The 19,181-nt window shown below is 69.9% G+C and carries 17 protein-coding genes; 8 read left to right on the top strand and 9 right to left on the bottom strand.

Translation table 11 applies throughout. The features are described 5' to 3' along the window. Positions 1-18 precede the first annotated feature (18 nt). Positions 19-1,299 (bottom strand): alpha-amylase family protein, encoded by a 1,281-nt coding sequence (locus B7K21_RS07560; RefSeq protein WP_084074855.1) that lies wholly within the window; start codon positions 1,297-1,299, stop codon positions 19-21. Between the two features lie 37 nt (positions 1,300-1,336). On the opposite strand from B7K21_RS07560, the gene B7K21_RS07555 reads away from it, so the two are divergent. Beyond that, a complete protein-coding gene (locus B7K21_RS07555; protein WP_084074854.1) occupies positions 1,337-1,948 on the top strand; it encodes a TetR/AcrR family transcriptional regulator in 612 nt (203 codons plus the stop codon). A gap of 12 nt (positions 1,949-1,960) precedes the next feature. On the opposite strand, the gene B7K21_RS07550 is transcribed toward B7K21_RS07555, so the two are convergent. Together B7K21_RS07550 and B7K21_RS07545 are read right to left on the bottom strand one after the other, a co-directional pair. Next, positions 1,961-3,691: an alpha/beta-hydrolase family protein gene (locus B7K21_RS07550; protein WP_084074853.1), complete on the bottom strand. Its 1,731-nt coding sequence runs from the start codon at positions 3,689-3,691 to the stop codon at positions 1,961-1,963. An 86-nt stretch (positions 3,692-3,777) separates the two neighbouring features. Then, entirely contained in the window at positions 3,778-5,085 is a 1,308-nt protein-coding gene (locus tag B7K21_RS07545) for an arginine deiminase (RefSeq protein ID WP_084074852.1), read from the bottom strand. An 86-nt stretch (positions 5,086-5,171) separates the two neighbouring features. Here B7K21_RS07545 and B7K21_RS07540 point away from each other — a divergent pair, with 86 nt between their 5' ends. Then, positions 5,172-6,260, top strand: a complete 1,089-nt coding sequence (locus B7K21_RS07540) for a substrate-binding domain-containing protein (protein WP_159448446.1) — start codon at positions 5,172-5,174, stop codon at positions 6,258-6,260. A gap of 75 nt (positions 6,261-6,335) precedes the next feature. On the opposite strand, the gene B7K21_RS12765 is transcribed toward B7K21_RS07540, so the two are convergent. Continuing rightward, on the bottom strand, positions 6,336-6,512 hold the full coding sequence (locus B7K21_RS12765; RefSeq protein WP_200806273.1) for a hypothetical protein: 177 nt from the start codon (positions 6,510-6,512) through the stop codon (positions 6,336-6,338). Positions 6,513-6,706: 194 nt separating this feature from the next. On the opposite strand from B7K21_RS12765, the gene B7K21_RS07535 reads away from it, so the two are divergent. The 3 genes from B7K21_RS07535 (at position 6,707) to glpK (ending at position 11,232) form a co-directional block, all read left to right on the top strand. Next, positions 6,707-7,861, top strand: coding sequence for a hypothetical protein (locus B7K21_RS07535; RefSeq protein ID WP_084074850.1), 1,155 nt, complete (start codon positions 6,707-6,709; stop codon positions 7,859-7,861). A gap of 65 nt (positions 7,862-7,926) precedes the next feature. Continuing rightward, a complete protein-coding gene (locus B7K21_RS07530) occupies positions 7,927-9,669 on the top strand; it encodes a glycerol-3-phosphate dehydrogenase/oxidase (RefSeq protein WP_084074849.1) in 1,743 nt (580 codons plus the stop codon). Between the two features lie 36 nt (positions 9,670-9,705). Further along, entirely contained in the window at positions 9,706-11,232 is a 1,527-nt protein-coding gene (gene glpK / locus B7K21_RS07525) for a glycerol kinase GlpK (RefSeq protein WP_084075443.1), read from the top strand. Positions 11,233-11,254: 22 nt separating this feature from the next. Here the strand turns inward: glpK and B7K21_RS07520 are convergent, their stop codons facing one another. Together B7K21_RS07520 and B7K21_RS07515 are read right to left on the bottom strand one after the other, a co-directional pair. Further along, complete coding sequence (locus B7K21_RS07520; RefSeq protein ID WP_084074848.1) at positions 11,255-11,488, bottom strand: TM2 domain-containing protein; 234 nt, start codon at positions 11,486-11,488, stop codon at positions 11,255-11,257. Positions 11,489-11,501: 13 nt separating this feature from the next. After that, positions 11,502-12,926 (bottom strand): MFS transporter, encoded by a 1,425-nt coding sequence (locus B7K21_RS07515; RefSeq protein WP_234989251.1) that lies wholly within the window; start codon positions 12,924-12,926, stop codon positions 11,502-11,504. 105 nt (positions 12,927-13,031) lie between these two features. Between B7K21_RS07515 and B7K21_RS07510 the strand changes: the two genes are divergently transcribed. Further along, positions 13,032-14,768 carry a hypothetical protein gene (locus tag B7K21_RS07510; protein ID WP_234989250.1) on the top strand — a complete coding sequence of 579 codons (1,737 nt, stop codon included), beginning with the start codon at positions 13,032-13,034 and terminating at the stop codon, positions 14,766-14,768. A gap of 89 nt (positions 14,769-14,857) precedes the next feature. Here B7K21_RS07510 and B7K21_RS07505 read toward each other — a convergent pair whose 3' ends face one another. From B7K21_RS07505 to B7K21_RS07495, 3 genes are read right to left on the bottom strand one after another with little or no spacing between them, the layout of a single operon-like run. Further along, a complete protein-coding gene (locus B7K21_RS07505) occupies positions 14,858-15,097 on the bottom strand; it encodes a thioredoxin family protein (RefSeq protein ID WP_084074845.1) in 240 nt (79 codons plus the stop codon). Positions 15,098-15,119: 22 nt separating this feature from the next. Continuing rightward, positions 15,120-16,175: a permease gene (locus B7K21_RS07500; protein ID WP_084074844.1), complete on the bottom strand. Its 1,056-nt coding sequence runs from the start codon at positions 16,173-16,175 to the stop codon at positions 15,120-15,122. Positions 16,176-16,179: 4 nt separating this feature from the next. Further along, positions 16,180-16,488: a helix-turn-helix transcriptional regulator gene (locus B7K21_RS07495; protein ID WP_084074843.1), complete on the bottom strand. Its 309-nt coding sequence runs from the start codon at positions 16,486-16,488 to the stop codon at positions 16,180-16,182. A gap of 135 nt (positions 16,489-16,623) precedes the next feature. On the opposite strand from B7K21_RS07495, the gene B7K21_RS07490 reads away from it, so the two are divergent. Continuing rightward, on the top strand, positions 16,624-17,559 hold the full coding sequence (locus tag B7K21_RS07490) for a 5'-nucleotidase (RefSeq protein ID WP_084074842.1): 936 nt from the start codon (positions 16,624-16,626) through the stop codon (positions 17,557-17,559). Between the two features lie 82 nt (positions 17,560-17,641). Continuing rightward, the gene (locus B7K21_RS07485) at positions 17,642-18,907 is read left to right on the top strand and encodes a DUF2254 domain-containing protein (protein ID WP_159448445.1); all 1,266 of its coding nucleotides are present in this window, start codon (positions 17,642-17,644) and stop codon (positions 18,905-18,907) included. The last annotated feature ends 274 nt before the right edge of the window (positions 18,908-19,181 follow it).

The following is a 19,181-nucleotide window of genomic DNA, read 5'->3' as shown; positions in this document are numbered from 1 at the left end:
CTCGCCGCGGATGGCGCTCTAGGGGCGCGCGGTGGCGTGCGTGCGCCACAGCTCGCTGCCGTGCGAGTCCTCGACCACTGCGGTGGGGGCGTCGGAGAGATCGAGATGCACGTCGAGGAAGGCGCTGCCGTCCCTGGCGGTGACTCGGTAGCTGTACCGCGCATTCTCGAGCGCGAGCGCCTCGGTGCTGGCGGTGGTGAGCCACGGGCGGTCCTTGCGCAGCGCCACGAGTTCCTGGTGGGCGCGGTGGACGTGCGCGCCCCATGGAGCGAGCAGGTCGGGAGAGTCGGGGAAGGCAGGGCGCACGGCGTCGTCGCCGCCGAGGCGTTCCTCTTTGAGCCCTGTGAAGGCGTGTTCATCGCCGTAGTACACCGATGGCGTGCCTCCCACGGTGAGCAGCACGGCGAGCGCGACGAGGGCCCCCTCGGGTCCCACCCTCGAGGCGATTCTCGTGACGTCATGGTTGCCGACGAAGGTCTGGGGCGTGAACGTGCGCAGGAACTGGTCGTGCCGCTGGAGCGCCCAGTCGAGTTCGAACATGTTGCGGTCCTGGATACTCGACCAGATCGCCTTCCACAGCTCGTACTGAGTCACGGTGTCCACGGTCGAGTGATCCACGAAGCCCGCGTAGTCGCCATGGATGACCTCGCCGAGGAACCATGCCCGGGGGTGGTCGTGTCGGGCGCGCGTGAGCACCTTGGCCCAGAACTCGGTCGGCACTGAGTACGCCGCGTCGAGGCGCCAGCCGTCGGCGCCGCGTTCCAGCCAGTGGCGCATGATGTCGGTGACGAAGTCGGCGGTAGAGGGCTGCGCGTGGTTGAGACGGACGAGCGAGTCGTGTCCCTCGAAGACGCGCGGTGCGGGTCCGTCCTGCGCGTTCCAGTCGATGTCGATGAGGTCGGCTGCGGGGTCCTCGGAGAGGGCGCGCCGCACCAAGGGGTGAGTCGACGAGACGTGGCTGAAGACGCCGTCGAGCACGAGGGAGAGGCCTCGATCGTGGCATGCGCGTGCCAGTGCCTCGAAGTCCGCCTCGGTTCCCAGGCGCGGGTCGATGCGATGGTGGTCGACCGTGTCGTAGCCGTGCGTCTCGGACGCGAAGATCGGTCCGAGCAGCAGGCCGGTGACGCCCAGTTCAGAGGCGTAGTCGAGCCAGTCGATGAGCTTGCGCAGGCGGGGCCGAGGCTCTCCGTGGGGGTCGCGGATGGGGGCGCCGCAGAAGCCGAGGGGGTAGACATGCCACCAGATCGCGTCCGCGTGGCTGACCCTCGAGAGTTCTATTGAAGTCTGTTCACTAGGCATTTAGTGAGCATAGTTCACTAACGGTAGGATGACCAACATGCCGCGCACCGATCGCACACCTCGTCGCCGCCTGGACCCCGAATCGCGCCGCGCCGCGATCCTCTCCGCGGCGACCGAGGCCTTCTCCGACCGGCCGTACGGCGACGTCACGCTCGCGTCGATCGCCGCGTCGGCGGAGGCCTCCGTTCCGCTCGTGTACAGGTACTTCGACGGCAAGGAGGGCCTCTACACGGCGGTGGTGCGCGAGGCGGTGGCCACGCTCGGCTCCGCCCACGCGGCCGCTCAGGAGCGACTCGCGCCAGGGGTCTCGGCTCGAGACCGGGTGCGGGAGTCGATCACGGTCTACCTCGATCATGTGGCCTCGCACCCCGACTCGTGGGCGCTGCCGATGCGCCACCCAGGCAGCGAGCCTGCCGAGGCGATCGAGATCCGGCTCCAGGCGCGTCGGGATTACGTCGAGCTCCTCGCGACGCTGCTGGCCCCGAACAGGAGCGCCCGCCATGACTTCGCCCTGTGGGGCTACTTCGGCTTCCTCGATGCCGCCTGCCTGCGCTGGGTCGATCGAGGGTGTCCTGCAGATGATCGGTGGGCGCTGGTCGACGCCGCCTTGGGGTCACTCGAGGGTGCGCTCGGCGACTGGGCGGCCTAGCGCGCCTCGCCGTCAGTCGTTGAGGTTGTCGAGGTAGTCCTCACGCGCGGCGGCGTAGTCCTCGAGGTGTGCGGCGAGGTTGCGCGTGTCGACGAACGTCCAGCCGCCGGGGTCGGTGACGCCGACCCACGCCTGGAGGTTCGCGGTGTACGAGTACAGGTGCCCGTAGCCGTCGGGGATGGATCCTGCCGCAGGCATGTCGAGCAGCACCTGCCACATGGTGACGACCGGGAACCAGCTCATCTGGTTCGAGACGTCGGGTGCGCGCTCTGACCCTTTGAGCCAGTCGGGCTCGCGGAACGCGAGCTCGGGCGAGAAGAACACCACCGGGTCTGAGCCGTGCTGCAGGTACACGACGCGCGTGTCGCCCCACACTCCGGCGGGCAGGTCGAGCGAGTCCTCCTCGCCCGTGAACCGCACGGTGCGGCCTTCTCCGACGACGGGCAACCAGGCGGAGCTGCCGGCCGCGCGAGCGTCGGTGAGTTCGGTGTGGAGGGGGTTCACGAATGGCGGTCCCGCCATGAGCGCGCCGTCGATCTGCTCGTTGAGGATGTCGATCGAGCCGAGCACGGCCTCGACGCCGAACGAGCCGAGCGAGAGTCCGTACAGGTACAGCTCGGGGCGCTCGTCCTCGGGCAGTGTGGCCCAGTAGTCATAGACGGTGCGGAACGTCCTGAGCGAGGTGTCGCGCGTGACCTGCTGGTCGGCGAGCAGCGAGATCCAGCTGGGCAGGTACGAGTACTGCACGCCCGCGATCGCCACGTCGCCGCGAAGCAGGTACTCGAGCGGGTCGACGCCCGCCGGGTCGAGGTAGCCAGTGCCGGTGACGGTGCCGAGCACGAGCGCCTCGCGCTCGAACGCGTCCGTCCGTATCAGTTCGTCGAGCAGCAGGTCGGCGCGCTCCTCGAGCGTGTCAGCCGAGCGCAGCCCGACGTACACGCGGATCGGCTCCATGGAGCCCGAGCCCCAGTAGCCGTCCAGATCCTCGACGGTGGGGCCCGAGGACACGAACGATCGGCCCTGCCTGCCGAGGTCCTCCCACGCGACGAGCGAGCCCTCGCCGCCCGAGCGCAGCGCACTCGTCGGCTGCTCCACGCCGGGCTTGTCGGCGCGGTCACGCACGGAGAACAGTGCATTGGAGGCGGCGAAGAAGCCCTGCACCAGCAGACCCGAGAGGACGAGCCACAGCGTCACGGACGCCAACGTCACGCCCAAGGCGATCGACAGACGACGGGGAAACCATCGGTCAAGCAGGTGGTTCGCGACGCGGAACAGCTTGCGCATGAAGCGCGAGACGATCAGCACGATCGCCGCGATCATCACGCCCACGCCGATGACGATGGGCCACGCGGTGGGGCTCACATCGGGCATGTCGAAGGTGTGGCGGATCTCGTTCTGCCAGCCCACCCATCTCCAGATCGCGAGCCCCAGCGTCACCCCGATGATCGCGAGCAGCGAGCCTCCCACGATGAACCGTGCGCGCCCCCTGATGTTCGGGATCTGCAGGTAGTTCCATACCGAGTGCCCGCTCGCGCCGAGCGCGTAGCCCACCATGAACGACACGCCCGATGCGATGCCCTGCACCCAGGCCACGCGCGGCAACAGGGAGGGCCCCAGGGAGACGGCGACGAAGAACGCGCCGACCACCAGTCCGACGCCGGAGAAGTTCGGCTCCAGGATGCCGGGCGGGCGCCTGCCTGCCCAGCCCTTGCGCGCGTCGGGCAGGCGCAGCCTTCCGCTCATGCGTCACCCCTTCCTGGCTCGACGATAGCCCGCGCGGTGCAGGCCCGGTGGTGCCGCGTCGGGCCCATGCCCGACGCTGAGGCCGGCTAGAACGGCACAGAGTCCCTGGACAGGGGGCAGGTCATGCAGTGTCCGCCGCCGCGCCCGCGCCCGAGCTCGGCGCCCACGATCTCGACGACCTCGATGCCTGCGGCGCGCAGGCGGTCGTTGGTGTGAGTGTTGCGGTCGTACGCGACGACCACACCTGGCTCGAGCGCGACCACGTTGTTGCCCGAGTCCCACTGCTGACGCTCCGCCGCGTAGCGGTCACCGCCGGTCTCGATGACATTGAGCCGGCCGAGCCCGAGCGCGTGCGCAACGACGTCGACGAACGGCTCGCGCTCGCGGACCACGTCCAGCAGCGTCGGCGGCTCAGCCGGGTAGAGCGAGAAGGTCTCGATGTCGTCCACGATCCCAGGGAAGGCGGTGGCGACATCGCGGTCGGCGAGCGTGAACACGGTGTCCAGGTGCATCGCCGCACGCAGCCGCGGCATCTTCGCGACGATCACGCGATCCGCGGCGTCGGCGGCGAACAGCTCCGCTGCGACCTGCGTGATCGCCTGACGGCTGGAGCGCTCCGACATGCCGATCAAGACTGCGCCGTTGCCGATGGGCATGACGTCGCCGCCTTCGAGCGAGGCGAGACCGTGATCGCGTTCGGGGTCCCCCCACCACACCTTGACCTGGCCCGCGAAGCGCGGGTGGAAGTCGTAGATCGCCTTCATCACGAGCGTCTCGGCGTGGCGCGCCGGGTAGTACAGCGGGTTGAGAGTGACGCCCTCATAGATCCAGCTGGTCGTGTCGCGCGTGAAGAGCGTGTTGGGCAGCGGCGGGATGAGGTAGTCGCGCATGCCGGACTCCTCGCGCACCAGTTGCACTGCGGGGGCGGCGAAGTCGCGCGGGAGGTCGGCGACCGCGAGTCCGCCGAGCATGTACTGCGCCAGCGAGAACGGATCGAGCGTGTCCAGGAAGGCTCGCACGTCGCCCGTGAATCCCACGCCCATCTCGTGCGGCGCGAGCTTGCGCTCGGTCAGCCACGCGCGCGCGTGCTCGAGGCCGAGGGTTTCGGCGAGCAGCGTGTGCAGGTCGAGCACCTCGATGTCGCGCTCGCGCATGAGCTCGACGAACTCGGCGTGGTCGCGGATCGCGTTGTCTACCCACATCACGTCGTCGAACAGGAGGTCCGCGGCGTTCGAGGGCGTGAGGCGGTGATGCGCGAGCCCGGGGGCGCAGGTGAGGACCGTGTTGAGGCGCCCCACCTCGGAGTGCACGCCCAGAGGAGTGATGACCTCCTCGGACGTCGCGAGCGGATCTGGCAAGGCGACCTCCTTCGCCTCGAACCTAGCATCGGGCATGCGACGCCGTAGGCTGGCACCGTTCACACCCAGGGGGAATGCGACCGATGCCCGACGCGCGGGATCGGTCAGGAAGGCGGGTGACGGTGGCCGAGCACCGCAACGTGACGCTCGCGGCGGTCGCCGCGGCCGCAGGCGTGGCCAAGTCCACGGCGTCTCATGTGTTCACGGGCAAGCGCGCGGTCGCTCCGGAGACCGCTGACCGCGTGCGGCGCGCCGCGGCAGCGCTCGGCTACGACGGACCTTCGGCGTTGGGTCGCGCGCTCGCCTCCGGGCGCACGCATCTGGTGGCCGTGATGACGTACGCGGTGCTCGAGGATCCGGACACTGATCCGCTGTCGCTCGGCGTGCTCGACGGGCTGCAGCGCGAGTTCGCGCATGCCGGATACGGCACGGTCCTGCTGCCCCCGATCACGGATGAGGCGTCGCGCACGCTCGCGCATTCGGTGCTGTTCGACGGCGTCGTCTCGGTGCGCCGCCTCGTGGGCTTCGAGGAGACCGACGCGTACCTCGCGTCCCGGCACGTGCCTTGGATCGCGCTCGACGGCGCGATGACCGAGGAATCTGCGGTGGCGATGGATGACGCGGCGGCCACGGAGAGGCTTGCGCGACTCGTGCTCGAGGCGGGTCACACGCGGATCGCCATCGCGGGCTACACGTTCGCGACCCACGAAGATGCCGACAGCATCGTCCCTTTGGAGCTGCTGCTTGCAGAGGCGCCCGCGAACGTGGCGCGCCGCATCGAGGGCTTCCTGCGTGCCGGGGTCGAGCCGGTGGCGGTCTACCGCTGCGGCGCCGTGACGCGAGAGAGCGGTCAGCACGCGGCGCGAGCGCTCCTGGACCTTCCTCAGCCGCCGACGGCGATCCTGACGACGGCGGACATCCACGCGGCCGGCATCGTCGATGTGGCGCGCGAGCGTGGGCTGAGCGTGCCGCGGGATCTGAGCCTGACCGGCTTCGACGCCGTGCCGCTGGCGGGCCTGGGCGACCTGGAGCTCGCGACCGTCGAGCAGAACGGACGCGCCAAGGGAGAGATCGTGGCGCGCCGCATGCTCGCGATGCTGGACCGCGAGCTCGCCGAGCGTGACGGCCTCGAGATCGAGCCGATGCCCGCGGTCGAGGAGCTGCCGCTGCCGGTGCATCGCGGTGGGACGATCGCGCCGCCTGCTGGCTAGCGCCGACCCCGAGGGGTGAGACGACGAAGGCCCGGTCCATGCGGACCGGGCCTTCGTGCGAAGTTCAGCGGTGGATCAGCGGCCGAACATGCGGCCGAGAATGCCGTTCGCCGAGGCGCCGTTGCCGGCGGCCGCGGAGTCGCACGAGCAGCGCTGCGCGGCGGGGACGCCGGCGAGGGCCTGCTCGATGTGGTTGCCGCAGCCGGTCCAGGTGGTCTTGCCGCAGCGGGGGCAGGTGGCGGGGGAGCACATGGGCGTGTTCCTTTCGTCGGTGTACGTGTTGTCGTCGTGCTGACCCGATCAATATACCCCTAGGGGTATGCGAGTGCAAGCCATGCCGCGAAATCGACAGTTCGTGACGGACTTGCGGAATCCGCGTCATCGTCCGCGCCTTCGTCCCTCTCATCATGCGACGGAACCGATCGCTAGGCCAGAAGGGGGAGATCGTGAGGGACGCGTCCGTGAAGTCGGCGAGGGCCACCAAGGCTCTCGCCAGCCGCCTCGGCCTCGACTACGCCGACAAGCGTGACCTTCGCCTCCCCGCGCCCTTGCGCCTCGACCCCATCGCGCGCCACGCCGCGCGCGGCACGCGACTCGCCATGACTGGCACGTGGCGCGGGCACCGTGCGCACCGCCTGGTGGTGGGCGACTACGTTCTCGAGGCCCTCGAGCTCCCGGTGTCCCTCCCCACGCTCATGCTCGTGCCCGCCGACCGGCCCGCGCTCGAAGTCTCCGAGGCCAGGCCCTCCGGCGTCAGCGACATCGAGTTCGACATGCGCTGGCACGTGGTCGCCTCCGACATGAGGCTCGTCGCCGAGCTCGCCGCGTCTCCCGCGCGCGAGGTCCTCATGCACGAGGCCGCACGCGGTGCCGCGATCACCTTCGACGGCCCTCTCGTGTACCTGTGGCGCGACCTGGACGACGCGGTCCTCGCGGACACGCAGAACCGGCTCGACCTGCTCACGATCCTGCTGTCTCGCATCCCCGGCGAGCTGTGGTCGCGCTACGGGGTGCCTACAGCCCCGGCGCCGGTGCCCGCCGCGCCCGCGCCGGCTCACGCCGCGCAGCCGATGGCGCCGCAGCCGCACGCCGTGCAGGCGCCTGCCCCGCAGCCGCCTGCGCAGACCTTCGCGCCGGCCGCCGCGTTCCAGCCCGAGCCGGTGGACGAGGAGGCCTCATACCTCTCGGCGGGCTTCCGCGCCCAGGGTGGAGATCCGTACGCCGCGCCCGTGTCGCACGTGCCCGGCGCCGCCACGCCGCCGCGGGGCGTCCCCGTCCCGCCCGTGGCACAGCCGGCAGCGGCGTTCGCGCCGCAGGCCGCCGCACCGGCGGCCCCGACTCAGCCCCCGGCTCAGGCGACCTTCGCTCCCCAGCCGCCCGCAGCGTCGGGCGTGCCCGTTCCTGCTCCCGCGCCGTCACCCGCGTTCCCCGGTGCGCCTGCCGCGCAGGCCACGTTCGCACCGGTGCCCGCCGGATCCTTCGCGCCCGACGCGTCGATGTCCTTCGATGACGGCCCCGGCTGGATCGGTGGCGACGACCAGAACGACCTGTACTGGAGCACCGGCCCGCGCATTCGCGGGCAGGCCCGCATGCGCGGTTGACCCCGTGCGGCGGCGAGTCGCCCCGAACCGTTGCGCCGCTGACTCTCCTGTGAGCACCATGGCGTATGACTCCCCGAGCGTCCCGTCGTCTCCGCCCTGAGGTCCGCGCCCTCGTCGACCGGCCGCGCGCCGATGTGCTGGTGATCGGCGCGGGCATCAACGGCGTCGCGATCGCGCGCGACCTCGCACTCAACGGTGTGGACGTGGTGCTGGTGGATCGCGGCGACGTCGCCGCGGAGACCTCGGCGGCCTCGTCGCGCATGGTGCACGGGGGCGTGAGGTATCTCGAGAACGGCGAGTTCCGGCTGGTACGGGAGTCGGTGGAGGAGCGCAACCGGCTGCTGGCGAACGCGCCGCATCACGTGAAGCCGCTGCCCACGACGATCCCCATTCGGAACATCTTCGGAGGCGTTGCCAATGCGCCGCTGCGATTCCTGCTGGGACGCCAGCCGCGGCGTCAGAGGCCGCGCGGCGCGTTGCTGATCAAGACGGGCCTGTGGCTGTACGACGCGTATTCGAATGCGGGCCGTGCGGCGGACGGCACGAGCGTGCCGCGCCACCGCTTCGTGGGGCGTGCCCGCACTTTCGAGGAACTGCCCGACCTGCACCCGGCGACGCGCTTCACGGCGACGTACTTCGACGCGATGGTCTCCCGGCCGGAGCGGTACGCATGGGATCTCGCGTCCGACGCGGCGCGCACCGGGGGCCTGCGTCTGGCCACCTACGTGGAGGCGGTGGGTCACGAGGGCGAGGCCGTGACGCTGCGTGACGAGCTCACGGGTCACGAGTGGGGCGTGCTTGCGGACGTGGTCGTGAATGCGTCGGGCCCGTTCACTGACCTCACCAACGGGGCCCTGGGTGAGCGCACCGCGTACATGGGCGGCACCAAGGGCTCGCACATCGTCGTGGACAATGCCGAGTTGCTGGCCGCGTGCCGCGGACGCGAGATCTTCTTCGAGAACGCGGACGGCCGCATCGTGCTCGTCTACCCGATGCACGGGCGCGTGATCGTGGGCACGACCGACATCCCGGCCGACGCGTCGGACCCGGTCGTGTGCACCGAGGAGGAGGTCGACTACTTCCTCGAGCTCGCCGCGCACGTCTTCCCTGGCATCCCGGTGACGCGCGCCCAGATCGTGTTCCGCTACGCCGGCATCAGGCCCCTGCCCGCGGCCGATGCCACGGAGCCCGGGCGTATCAGCCGCGACTACCGCGTGGAGCCGGGGACGCTGCCGGGCACGGCACTGCCCGTGCTCTCCGTCGTGGGCGGCAAGTGGACCACGCACCGCGCGCTGGGCGAGCAGGTGGGCGACCGCGTGCTCGCGCTGCTGGGACTCGACAGGTTCGTCGCGACCGATGCGCTCACGGTCGGCGCCTCGCGCGGCCTTCCCCGGCCCGACGACCAAGACGCGTGGGTGCGCGCGCGGCTCCCCGGCGTCGGGCAGGCACGGGGGCGCGAGCTGCTGGCGCGCTACGGCGCCGACGCGATCGGCGTCGCCGGAGCCGAGGTCGCCACGAAGGCGACGGCGCGCCGCCTTCGCACGCTGCCCGCATACTCGGTGGGCGAGCTGTCGCATGTAGCGCGCACCGAGTGCGTCGTGCGGCTCGCCGATGTGGCGCTGAGGCGCACCACGCTCGCGTTCGAGGGACTGCTCACGGAGGAGTCGGTCGACGAGCTCGCGGACATCGTCGGAGACGCCCTGCACTGGTCGCGCCGACGCCGCCGTGACGAGGTGGAGCTGCTGGTGAACCGACTGCGCGAGGCACATGGAGTGGATCTCAGGCGCAGGCACTCGGTGCCTCGCTAGGGTGAGGTGACGGCCGACGAGTCGAAGGGGGCGAGGATGCCCGGCGGCAGCTATGTGATCGCGATCGATCAGGGCACCACCTCCACGCGCGCCATCGTGTTCGACCATGCCGGGCGGCCCGTCACGTCGGGTCAGTTGGAGCATCGCCAGCACATGCCGCGACCAGGGTGGGTGGAGCACGACCCGCTGGAGATCTGGGCCAACACCAGGCGCGTCGTCGCGGAGGCCCTCGCGAAGGCTGACATCACCCGCCTGGACCTGATCGCGGTGGGCATCACCAACCAGCGCGAGACGACGGTCGTGTGGGACGCCCGCACGGGGGAGCCGGTCCATCCCGCGATCGTGTGGCAGGACACGCGCACGCAGCCGATGATCGACGCGCTCGCGGCGGAGTCCGAGCTCGGTGCCGACCGCTTCCGCGAGATCACCGGGCTGCCGCTCGCTACGTATTTCTCGGCGACCAAGATCGCGTGGATCCTGGATCACGTGCCGGGTGCACGCGAGAAGGCCGAGGCGGGTCATCTCAAGTTCGGGACGACGGACTCGTGGCTGGTGTGGAACCTCACCGGGGGAGTCAACGGCGGCATTCACGTGACCGACGTGACGAACGCGAGCCGGACGCTCCTGATGGATCTGGACACGCTCGACTGGTCGCCCGAGCTTGCGGCCGCGTTCGATGTGCCGCTCGAGATGCTGCCGGAGATCCGCTCCTCGTCGGAGGTCTACGGCCATGTGGGCGGGCACTCGCTGCTGCGCGAGGTGCCCATCGCTGGCATCCTCGGCGACCAGCAGGCGGCGACGTTCGGGCAGGCGGCGTTCGAGCCGGGCGAGTCCAAGAACACGTACGGGACGGGCAATTTCATCATCGTCGGCACCGGTGAGGAGAAGGTGCTGAGCGAGCACGGGCTGCTCACGACTGTCGCGTTCCGGCTGGGCGAGGAAGCGCCGCGGTACGCCTTGGAGGGCTCGATCGCTGTTACCGGTTCGCTCGTGCAGTGGGTGCGCGACAACCTCGGCATGATCTCCACCGCTGCGGAGATCGAGGAACACGCCGCGTCCGTGCCGGACAACGGCGGGGCCTACTTCGTGCCCGCCTTCTCCGGGCTCTTCGCCCCCTATTGGAGGCCCGACGCGCGGGGTGCCATCGTGGGCCTCACCTCCTACGTGACGCGCGGCCATCTCGCGCGGGCGGTGCTTGAGGCGACGGCGTATCAGACGCGCGACGTGATCGAGGCTGTCGAGGCGGACATGGGACGACGCGTCAACACCCTCGCGGTGGACGGCGGGATGACGGTCAACGAGCTGCTCATGCAGTTCCAGGCTGACGTGCTCGGGATCGACGTGGTGCGACCCGTCGTGGCCGAGACCACCGCGCTCGGCGCCGCTTACGCCGCCGGACTCGCGGTGGGCTATTGGCACGACCTGGACGAGCTGCGGGACAACTGGCAGGAGGATCGGCGCTGGGAGCCGCAGATGCGTCGGGGCGAGGCGGACAGGCTGTATCGCAACTGGCGCAAGGCCGTCGCGCGCACGCTCGACTGGGTCGACGAGGACGTCGACTGACTCGTGAGGTGCCGCCCGTGGCTCAGCTGATGCCGACGGCGCGCTGGGCGTTCACGTTGCGGAGCTGGCCAGGGATCGTGAACAGGTCGATGAGCCACATGATCCCGAACACGCCACCGGTGAGCAGGTAGAGGATGCCGCGGCCGATCTTGCCCATGTAGAACTGGTGCACTCCCAAGAGTCCGAAGAAGAACCACAGCAGATAGGTCACGCCCGTGCTCTTCGGCGGGAGGACCGGGTGCGGGGTGTAGTTCATGCGTCGCTCCGTCTCAATCGGTGAGGGACTCACTCGATGGTACGTCCGGCTCGCGTGCGGGGTTGCGGATGCCGATCCAGCTGACGATGCCGCCGGCGGCGAGCAGCGCGGCGGTCACGGCGGTCGCTCGGTGGAATCCGTCCAGGTCGAGCATGCCGCCGACGATCGTGCCCAGCAGCGCGACCGTGATGAGGCCCGCGATGCGGCTCACGGCGTTGTTCACTGCGGAGGCGATGCCTGAGCGGGAAGGATCGACGGCCCCGAGGATGGCCGAGGTCAGCGGAGCGACCGTCAGGGCGAGTCCGGCACCGAACACGATGACGCCAGGGAGCACCTGGGTCCAATAGTTGAAGTCGTCGGCGACGGTGAGCAGCAGCAGGGCGCCGCCCGCCATCACGAGCGGGCCGATGGTCATGAACAGGCGCGGCCCGTGCTCGCCGGACAGGTGCCCCACCCGCGACGACGTGAGCATGAGGATCAACGTGATCGGCAGGCTCGCCAGTCCGGCCGCGGTGGCGGGAAGCCCAGCGCCCTCCTGCAGGTAGACGCCTAAGACGAAGCCATTCAGCGTGAGCGCCCCGTACACGAGGAACGTCGCGGCGTTGCCCCACGCGACGTTGCGGGTGCGGAACAGCGGCAGCGGCAGCATCGGCCGGGCGACGCGCGCCTGGCGCACGAAGAACACGGCCAATAGCCCGACGCCGGCCGCGCCCAGTCCCCAGATGACCGGGTGGTGCCAGCCGAGGTTGGGCTGCTCGATGAGGGCGGCGACGATGCCGCCGAGCCCGAGCGCGGCGAGCGCTGCCGAGGCCAGGTCGACCCGGGCGTCGGGCGCGCGGCGGTCCACCGCGTCGGGCATGCGCCCCAGCCGGGCGAGCAGCCACAGGGTGACGGCGATGGGTAGGACGTTGATGAGGAAGGCGAGTCGCCAGGACGCGAGGTCCACGAACAGGCCGCCGACGAGGGGGCCGACCACCATGGCGGCCGACGTGGCGCCCGTCCAGGTCCCGATCGCACGGCCCTGCGCGGTGCCGCGGAAGTGGGTCATGATCAGCGCGAGGCTCGAGGGGACGAGCAGCGCTCCGGCGGCGCCCTGGGCGAGGCGTGCGCCGATGAGTACCTCAGCGGTGGGCGCGGCGGCGATGATCACCGAGGTGACCCCGAAGCCGATCAGCCCCCACCGCAGCACGCGCAGGCGGCCGTACGCGTCCGAGATGGAGCCCGCGACCAGGATGAGCGCGCCGAGAGTGAGCATGTAGGCGTCGACCGCCCACTGCTGGGTGGAGATGCCGCCGCCGAGCTCATCGACGATCGCGGGGAGGGCGACGGTGATGACGGTGCCGTCCAGGAACGACACGAAGGAGCCGAGCACGGCGATCCACAGCACGAGCGACTGGGTCGGCGTGCGGGGGGCGGCGGGGAGGGGGGACTGTGCCACGCCTTCAGGGTAGGGCTCGGAGTCGACCGGCGACGATGCTTGTAAATGAGAAGAACTATCCGTTAATCTGATGCGGATCCCACACGCGTCGCCAAGGAGCCCCCAATGCCCCGCCTCTACCCGCACAGCCTTTCTCGGCGCACACTGCCCGCCACGCTCACAGCGACGGGTGCTCTTGCGCTGAGCCTGGTGGCGGCCCCCGTCGCCCACGCAGCGGAGCCCGAGGTGGTGTCCTACACGGCCGGCATCGCGACCGAAGTGCACGATGCGACGACCGGCGCGGTGCTGGCGCCGGGCGAGATCGAGGCAGGCGACCTCATCGAGTACCAGTTCGGCCTCACGAATGACGGCAACGTGACGCTCGACGGAGTGCTGCTGTGCCAGACGTGGGGCGACGGCCTGACGGACTATCGCAAGGACGGCGGCGCCGGCGTCACGCCCGGGGACGACCTCTCGACGAGCTCTATCAGCGCGTTCAACTACAGGTCGCGAGGTTGGGGCGTCTTCGGCAACTTCTCCGCCTACAAGATCACCGAAGCCGACCTCGACCGGGGCTGGGCTGAACTCGATTCCTTCTATGTCCATGCCGCGCCTGAGAGTCCACTTGCCGACTGTGACGCCGCATCCGCGCCCGGCTCGGGCGCACAGCGGATCGTGCCGCACATCATCGTCCGTGAGCTCGCGGCGTCCGTGGAGATGACGCTGCAGGACACGAACGGTGACGGCGTCGGGCAGGAGGGCGAGCAGGTCGAGATCACGTGGACCGCCACGAACCTGACCGGCACGGGCCAGGCGATCACGATCGACCGTGCGCAAGAGACGGGCAACGCGCCCGCGCTCGGCACCGTGTTCGACGGCGTCACTCTCGACCCGGGCGCATCCACAGCACACTCAGAGACATTCGCCATCACCGCCGCGATGGAGTCCGCCGGTTCGCTCGACGCGGCAGTGGAGTTCGACTACACGGGTCTCACCGATGACGAGCAGCGCACCAGCGAGACGGCGACCGCCACGAGTGTGCCGACGGGCGCGTATGTGCGACCGGACAATGGGCTCGACCTCGACTTGGAAGCCGTGTATGCCGACGCCAACGGGGACGGAGCGCCGTCGATCGGCGAGACTGCGACGATCACCGTGACCGTGACGAACATCGGGCTCAACACATTGACGGACGTGACGGTGGCCAATGGCGCAGCGGCCGATGTGGCAGGGCTGCCGAGCATTCGTCCCTACGACACGCCGTCAGACGGAGTCCAGGCCTGGCAGTTCACACACCTCCTGACGGCGGCGGACTTCGCGCGCGGTTCGATTCTGTTCGCCGCTGAGGTCACCTCGAACGAGATCTGGAACCCCATCGAGGCCTCGGCCTCGCTGACCCCGATCACATTCGCGGCCTATGAAGACGACCTGGAGCCCGGCGCCGCGGGCGGCATCGCGGTGTGCTCGCCCGCAGGGGAGCCGGTGTCCGAGGCGTCGCCCGGCGACCCGATCGTCGTGACCCCGGACGACTGCGCGTACGCGGGCGCGAGCGAGGGATACCGCGTCGTCATGGCGTCCACGCCGACCGTGCTCTCGACCGGCGCTTTCGCGGCATCCGTGCCGACGGATGCCGAACTGGGCGCGCACCGCATCGGGCTCTACGGGCCTGATGGCGCGCTCATCGGATGGCAGGCGCTCGAAGTGGTCGCCGCGTCGGAGTCGGAGCCAGACCCGCAGCCTCAGCCGAGTGCCGGCGGCGAGCTGCCGTCCACGGGCTTCGGCTCGGCCGGTCTCGCGGGCGGCGCGGCGGCGCTGGTGCTGCTCGGCGCTGGCGCGATGGGCCTCCGCCGACGCTTCGCCTGACCGCTCGCGCGCCAGTAGTCGTTCAGTGACGCGAGACGGCGGTTCCGCCGCACTGAATGACTACCAGCGCGCCGCGATAAGCGGGCTGCTCAGACGAGCGGCTCGAGCAGCTCCTTGACCTGCGCGGCGGTGGGCACGCGGCCGGAGACGAGCAGCTGCTCGTCGACCACGAGTCCCGGCGTGCGCATGACGCCGTAGCCGACGATCGAGGCGTCGTCTTGGACCTTGGTGAAGGTGGCGTCGACTCCGAGCTCGTCGGCTGCGGCGCGCGCGGCCTTCTCCAGGTTGGCGCAGTTCGCGCATCCGTGTCCGAGGATCTTGATCTCCATGAGGTGTCCTTCCAGTGGTGGTTCAGGCGGGTATGACGGCGTTGAACAGGTAGCCGACCGCGACGATCCCGACCGTCACGACCGCGATGAACAGTCCGATGAGCTGCGGCTTCAGCACGCGGCGCAGCAGGATCATCTCGGGCAGCGACAGCGCGACGGTCGCCATCATGAACGCGAGCAGGGTGCCCATGGGCAGTCCCTTGTCGAACAGCGCCTCGACCATCGGGAGGATCCCTGCGGCGTTCGAGTACAGCGGCACACCGAGCAGCACGGCGAGCGGCACCGCGAACAGGTTCTCGGGACCGGCGTGCTCGGCGAACCACTGCTCGGGCGCCCATCCGTGGATCGCGGCGCCGATGCCGATGCCCACGAGCAGGTAGGGCCAGATCTTCTTGAGGATCTCGCCGACCTCCTCGAGCCCCATCTGTATGCGGTCGTTCCACGTGAGCGACATCCCGGGGTCGATGGCGTGCCCGCCGATCTTGGTCTCGAACACGAACGGCTCGATCCACCTCTCGGGCTTCATGCGCCCCAGCACGAATCCGGCGACGATTGCGATGGTGAGGCCTGCGCCCACGTAGAGCAGCGTCGGGCCCCAGCCGAACAGTCCCAGCAGCAGCGCGATGGCCACCTCGTTGACCAGCGGGCTCGCGATGAGGAAGCTCATGGTGACGCCGACGGGCACGCCGGCGGCGACGAAGCCGATGAAGGCCGGCACGGCGGAGCATGAGCAGAAGGGCGTGATCACGCCGAGGCCCGCGGCGGCCACGTTGCCGACGCCCTCGCGCTTCCCGCCCAGGAGCGCGCGCGTGCGCTCGACCGACATGAAGGAGCGCAGCACGGTCACGAGGAAGATGATTCCGGTCAGCAGCAGCAGGATCTTGACGGTGTCGTAGAGGAAGAAGTGGATGCCTGATCCGAGCCGCGACTCGAGTTCCAGGCCTGCGGCGTCCCCGAGCAGCCAGTCCCAGAACGGCAGGTTGACCGAGTACAGCGCCCACCACGCGACTGTCGCCGCTCCCAGCCGCACCCAGCACTGCCGGGGGCTGGCGGTGTGCACGCGGTCGATCACGGTCATGGTTTCAGGCCTCCACCAGTTCCAGCGTGGTGCGGTCGCCAGCCGTCACCCCGACGCCGGGCATGGCCCGTGCGAGCCTCGCCTGCGCGTCGGGCGCGAGCGAGTAGTCCACCCAGCGTCCGCGTCGGGCGGTGGTGACCAGCCCGGCGTCGCGCAGGATGCGCAGGTGATAGCTGAGGAGCGTCGGTGAGACATCGACGTGCTCCTGCAGGTCGCACACGCAGCGCGTGCCGTGCGCGAGGCGGTCGAGCACGGTCCAGCGCACCGGGTCGGCGGCGGCCTGCAAGAGCTCGACGGACGACAGTTGAGTCATATTTGAATCGTCCGCCTCCCACGCCCGACGCGGTGGGGACCTTGGTCCCTTCGTCGCGAGCCGCGGTGGCAACCTGCCCGTCACCTGGCGGGGGTAGGGTGGCTGCTCCGCCCACCACTGACTCGGAGGTCTTGCATGCCCGCCTATGAGCTGAACGACAGGCTCGTGGTGGGCGTCGCCTCTAGCGCGCTGTTCGACCTTGCGGAGTCCGACGCGTATTTCCGTGAGCACGGTGAGGCCGCGTATGCGGAGTATCAGAACAGCAACATCGATGTGTCCCTGCCGCCCGGCCCGGCCTTCCCCTTCATCAAGCGCCTGCTCACTCTGAACGACCTGCGGCCGCGCGACCCCCTGGTCGAGGTGATCGTGCTGTCGCGCAACGACGCGTCCACAGGGCTGCGGGTGATGCGCTCCATCGAGCGGCACGCGCTGGGTGTGACCCGCGCGCTGTTCATGCAGGGCGGGTCGCCGCTGGACTACATCCCGGCGCTGGGCATGAGCCTGTTCCTCACGAGCAACCTGGACGACGTGCTCACGGCGGTGCGGGCGGGCCATCCGGCGGGCCACGTGCTGCCGAACACGGCGGCCTACGACGACTCGGACCGCCAGCTGCGCATCGCCTTCGACTTCGACGCGGTGCTCGCGACAGACGAATCCGAGCGCGTCTACCAATCGGAGGGCATGGACGGCTTCGTCGCGAATGAGGTGGCGAAGCGCGAGGTCGCGCACGCGCCGGGCCTGCTCCAGCCGCTCGTCGCTGACCTCAACCGCATTCAGCGGCTCGAGCAGGAGCGCCAGGCGAAGGAACCGAGCTACGAGCCGCGCCTGCGCATCGCCCTCGTGACGGCGCGCGCGGCGCCCGCGCATGAGCGCGCGGTGAACTCGTTGCGCAGCTGGGGTGTGACCGTCAACGACGCGTTCTTCCTGGGCGGCATCGAGAAGGCCAAGGTGCTGCAGGTGATGCAGCCGCACCTGTTCTTCGACGACCAGGATGTGCACCTCAGCGGTGCCGTCGAGCACGTGGCCGGCGTGCACGTCCCGTATGGCGTCGCGAACGAGAAGCTCTTCTAGCCAGCCCGACGCGCGGGCGACCTCTTGGCGCAGCCTCGCCGCGGCGTCGGGCATGCTGGGGGCAGAATCCCCGGGAGGGCTCATGGGCGCGTTCGACTGGCGTACGTTCCTGGCGCGGCTGCCACGCCGCATCGGGTTTCGGCTGTCGCTGTTCACGGTGGGTGCGCTCGCGCTCGTATTCGTGGCCGCGTGGGCGGCGCCGCTGCTGGAGGGGACGCTGTCGTTCGACTTCGGGCAGGACGCGGTGGCGAATCTGCTGCAGATCCTCGCGACGTCCATGCTTGCGGTCACGACGTTCTCGCTGACTGCGATGATCTCCGCGTATGCCGCGGCGGCCCAGGGGACGACGCCCCGCGCGACGCAGCTGCTCATCGCGGACACGACGTCGCAGAACGCGCTCTCGACATTCCTGGGGGCGTTCGTGTTCGCGATCGTCGGGCTGGTGGGGCTGTCGACCGGCGGCTTCGGGGATGCTGGCAAGTCGGTCCTGTTCGCCGGCACGCTGATCGTGATCGCCGTGGTGGTGGGGACTTTGCTGCGATGGATCCACCACTTGACGACTTTCGGGCGGGTGCCCGACGTGATCGATCGGGTGGAGGCGGCCGCGACCGACGCGGTGCGTGCCTTCGCGTGCGATCCTCACCTGGGAGGCGTGGCGCCTGTGGCCGTGCCGGACGGTGCGGCGGCGGTCGGCGCGCGCTCAGCCGGGTATGTGACGGGCATCGATATGGCGCGGCTTCACGAAATGGCCGACGCGGCTGGGGTCACGGTGCACGTGGACGTGCTGCCCGGGGCGTTCGTGGGGCTTGGCACGGACCTGGGGCGCGTCACCGGCACGGGTGCCGACGCCGACGTGCTCGAGCGCATGTGCGGATGCTTCCGGGTCGAGAAGCACCGCACGTACGAGCAGGACCCGCGGCTGGGGCTGGTGGCGCTCGCCGAGATCGGCTCCCGTGCCCTCTCGCCTGCGGTGAACGATCCGGGCACTGCGGTGGAGGTGCTCGGGGCGATCACGCGTGTGATGACGGTGCTGTTCACCGAGTCTGCCGGCGACGATGACGCGCCGTACCCACGCATCCATGTGCCGCAGGTGACTGTGGGCGAACTGACCGAGGATGCGCTGCGCCCGCTCGCGCGTGATGGAGCGGCGCAGGTGGAGGTATCCCTGCGTATCCAGAAAGTGCTGGGTGAGCTCGTGCGCCTCGCCCCTGATGACGACGCTGTGCGTGCCCTGGGGGAGGCTTCCGTGAGGGCGCTGAGGCGGGCGAAGGCAGGGCTCACGGACGAGTCCGACGCTGCTCTGGTGGAGGCGGCTGCGGCGTCTGTGCGGGGGCACGCGGGGGCGTGACACGCCGTGCCACGATCGATTTGACACTGGCCAGGGGCGCCGAGTAACTTTCAGGGGTTGCTTCGCCAAGGATGGCAAAAGCCGCCCGGGGGTTCTGAGGAGCCTCGCAGGGTGCCACGCCCGCTGGACTGCACAAGGCCGCGGAGTACTTCAGGCAAGCAACCTTCTTCTCACCTCGTGAGGTCGCTGATGCGCCCGAACGGATGTAGGATGAAGTTCCCTCTCTGACCAGGAGACACGCCGGCAAGGCGAGTTGACAGGGAAGAGAAAAAGG

This window comes from Demequina sp. NBRC 110052 (assembly GCF_002090075.1).
Taxonomy (GTDB): domain Bacteria; phylum Actinomycetota; class Actinomycetes; order Actinomycetales; family Demequinaceae; genus Demequina.
This window is presented reverse-complemented; position numbering and strand designations above follow the sequence as displayed.